Source organism: Sphingobium sp. D43FB, assembly GCF_002312805.1.
GTDB lineage: Bacteria > Pseudomonadota > Alphaproteobacteria > Sphingomonadales > Sphingomonadaceae > Sphingobium.
This window is the reverse complement of the sequence record NZ_NMUA01000092.1, coordinates 1-2941: the sequence shown is the minus strand read 5'-3', so window position 1 is coordinate 2941 and position 2941 is coordinate 1. Positions and strand designations below refer to the sequence as shown.

The 2941-nt window shown below is 57.7% G+C and carries 3 protein-coding genes; all 3 read left to right on the top strand.

Features of this window, described 5'->3' with window-relative positions:
• The first annotated feature begins 51 nt into the window (after positions 1-51).
• The gene (locus tag SxD43FB_RS23175; RefSeq protein ID WP_043152422.1) at positions 52-1464 is read left to right on the top strand and encodes an SRPBCC family protein; all 1413 of its coding nucleotides are present in this window, start codon (positions 52-54) and stop codon (positions 1462-1464) included.
• The gene (locus SxD43FB_RS23170; RefSeq protein WP_051520062.1) at positions 1461-1955 is read left to right on the top strand and encodes an aromatic-ring-hydroxylating dioxygenase subunit beta; all 495 of its coding nucleotides are present in this window, start codon (positions 1461-1463) and stop codon (positions 1953-1955) included. Before SxD43FB_RS23175 ends, SxD43FB_RS23170 begins: the two co-directional genes overlap by 4 nt.
• On the top strand, positions 1939-2941 hold a 1003-nt coding region (locus SxD43FB_RS23165), incomplete at its 3' end, for a 4-hydroxythreonine-4-phosphate dehydrogenase PdxA (protein WP_141249627.1). The genes SxD43FB_RS23170 and SxD43FB_RS23165, both read left to right, overlap by 17 nt.

Here is a 2941-nt window from a genome sequence, read left to right as displayed (position 1 = left end):
TGATCGCAGAAGCGACGTCGGGTCAAAAGGACGATGCGGGAGAGACAGGTAATGAACGCGAAAGAACGACTGGTTGGGCGTATCGCCAACCTGCAGGTCCTGCGGGGACGGCTCCAATCCTGGTTGGCCAAGGATGAAACGCGCGGCGTCTATAAAGTAGATCGTGCAGCTTTTACCGACCCCGAGATTTTCGAGCTTGAGCTTAAGTATGTCTTCGAACGCAACTGGGTGTTCGTTTCGCATGAAAGTCAGGTCGCTAAGCCCAACGATTTTATCACAACCAAAATTGGCAGAGTGCCTGTCATTATAACCCGTGATAAGACGGGGGTGCTTCGCGGAATGGTGAATGCTTGCGCGCATCGGGGCGCGCGCGTCTGCCGTGAAAAGGCCGGAAATAAAAAGAATTTCATGTGCCCGTTCCATGGATGGACCTATTCATCGGCAGGCGATTTGCTTGATGTGACGGAAGAGGCGGCTGGTGGCTACGCGCCTGGATTCGACAAGGCTGATCTTGGTCTGCCGCAAATTGCGCGCCTTGAAAGCTATCGCGGCTTCATCTTCGCCAGCCTTTCCGACGACGTCTTGCCGCTTGAGGATTATCTTGCAGGGTCGAAAAAGTTCATCGATCTGCTGGTCGATCAATCCAAGACCGGAGAGCTTGAGGTAATCCCTGGCGCGACCCGATATCGTTATCGGGGCAACTGGAAGTTGCAGGTTGAAAACGGTCTGGACGGATACCACGTCAGCACTGTGCATGCGAACTACTTCATGACCGTTCAAAGGCGTGTGCTGGGCGTATCTAAGAACGATACGAAAGCTATCGATTTGGCCAATTACAATCGACAGGATGGTGGGTCATTCTCTTTCGAGAATGGTCATGCAGTCCTGTGGATGGACTACGCCAACTTCATTGACCGGCCGAACTTTGAAATTCTTGACTGGCTGACTGCCAATCACGGAGAGGAGAAGTCGTTGTGGATGAACAAGCGGATCCGCAATCTCCAACTTTTCCCCAATGTGTTCTTGATGGACCAGAGCAGTAGCCAGATCAGAATCATTCACCCGATTTCGGTCGATGAAACGGAAGTCACGACCTATTGCATCGCGCCTGTTGGTGAGAGTGCTGAGGCCCGGGCCTTGCGGCTTCGGCAGTATGAAGACTTCTTCAACGCCAGCGGCATGGCGACGCCCGATGACCTGACCGAGTTCAACAACTGCCAGGCCGGTTTCGCTGCCGGTGAAGGCCGGATGAACGACATGTCGCGTGGCGCCACAAGGTGGGAGAAGGACGCTGGACATTTTGGTGCAGGCTTGGGTGTGGACGCCGTCCTCAGCAGTCCCTCCGTGGCTGACGAAGGCCTTTATGTCGCGATCCATGATGAGTGGGTGAACCGTATGAATTCGGCGATCGATCGCGAAGGCGCTGAACTGATGGCGTTTGGGGACAAGGAGCCGGTTTTGTGAATGACGTCGATGCAAAATGGCTGTCGGTGTTGCGCTTCCTTGGGCGAGAAGCCCAGGCGCTGGACGAGAAGGACTGGGATTCCTGGTTGTCGCTCTACGACGAGGAGGCTGAATATTGGGTGCCTGCCTGGGATGATAGTGAACGCCTGACCGCCGATCCGAAGCGTGAAATCTCGCTGATCTATTATCATAACCGGGGCGGGCTGGAAGATCGGGTGTTTCGCATCCGGACCGGTCGGTCTTCATCCAGTACGCCTGCTCCACGGACGCAGCATATGTTCACGCTGCTGTCGGTCGAGGATACCGCTGCTGGTTTGCAGGTGCGAACCTCATGGACCGTCACTTCGGTGCTTGAGGGAGATGTCACCGTTTACAGCGGATCCGCGCACTACGACCTTGCGCCAGCAGGAAATTCCTTTGTGATCAAACGCAAGAAGACGATCGTGATCAACGACGTCGCAAGGACGATGCTCGATGTCTACAGTATCTGACCGGCCAATGGGTTCGCTTGGCGCACGGCCGGTCGTTGGAACGCTGATCGGCGACCCTGCCGGGATCGGTCCGCAGGTTGCGGTCAAGGCGCTTGCGAGCGGGCAGGTTCACGAGGTGTCGGTCCCGGTTCTGGTCGGGTCGTCTGCCGCCGTCGAACGGGCCATCGACATGACTGGGGTCAAAGCGCGCGTGCGTGCCATGAAGTCGCTCGAGACGCCCAGTGACGATCCGGGCGTGATTGACGTGATCGACACGGGTGCCTTGCTTGCCGGGGTTCTGCCGCTGGGCGAAGACACTGAGGCGGCGGGGCACGCGACGGCGCAATGGCTTGATGAGCTTGATGCGCTGGCGCGAGACGGATCCTTTGCGGCGACGATCATGGGACCGATCAGTAGCGGTTCGCTGAAGATGGCCGGCAAGCTGGACAAGGTTATCAGCCCCACGCCCGGCGAAAGCTATCTCGTTTTGCTGACCGGCCCCTTGCGGGTTGCGCATCTGACTGATCATATGTCCTTGCGTCAGGTGATCGATGTCATTTCCGCTGATCTGGTGGCCAAGGCCATCGGTCAGGTGAATGATGCCATGCGGTCCTGGGGAATTGCCAAGCCGCGTATTGCGGTTGCCGGGCTCAATCCGCACGCCATGGGCGATGAGGAGCGGCTGGCCATCGCACCGGGTGTCGAGCGGGCCAAGGCCATGGGGATTGCCGTCGAAGGACCGGTCGCGCCGGATTCAGTCTTTCGCCAGTGCATCGAGGGCCGTTACGACATGGTTCTCGCGATGTTCCACGATCAGGGCCATATTGCGGTCAAGACCTGGGGATTTTCGGGCAACTGCGTAATCATAATGGGGCCGCCCTATCTCCACATGTCGGTCGCCCATGGCACCGCCTACGACATTGTCGGTTCAGGCAAGGCGGACGCGGCGATGATGCTCAGCGCGATGCGCACCTGTGGGCGGCTCGCATCTGGGCAGGGATTTGAAC

Bases quoted from the DNA above. Each gene is read 5' to 3' on its own strand.
- SxD43FB_RS23175 (WP_043152422.1), top strand. From the start codon at position 52: ATGAACGCGAAAGAACGACTGGTTGGGCGTATCGCCAACCTGCAGGTC.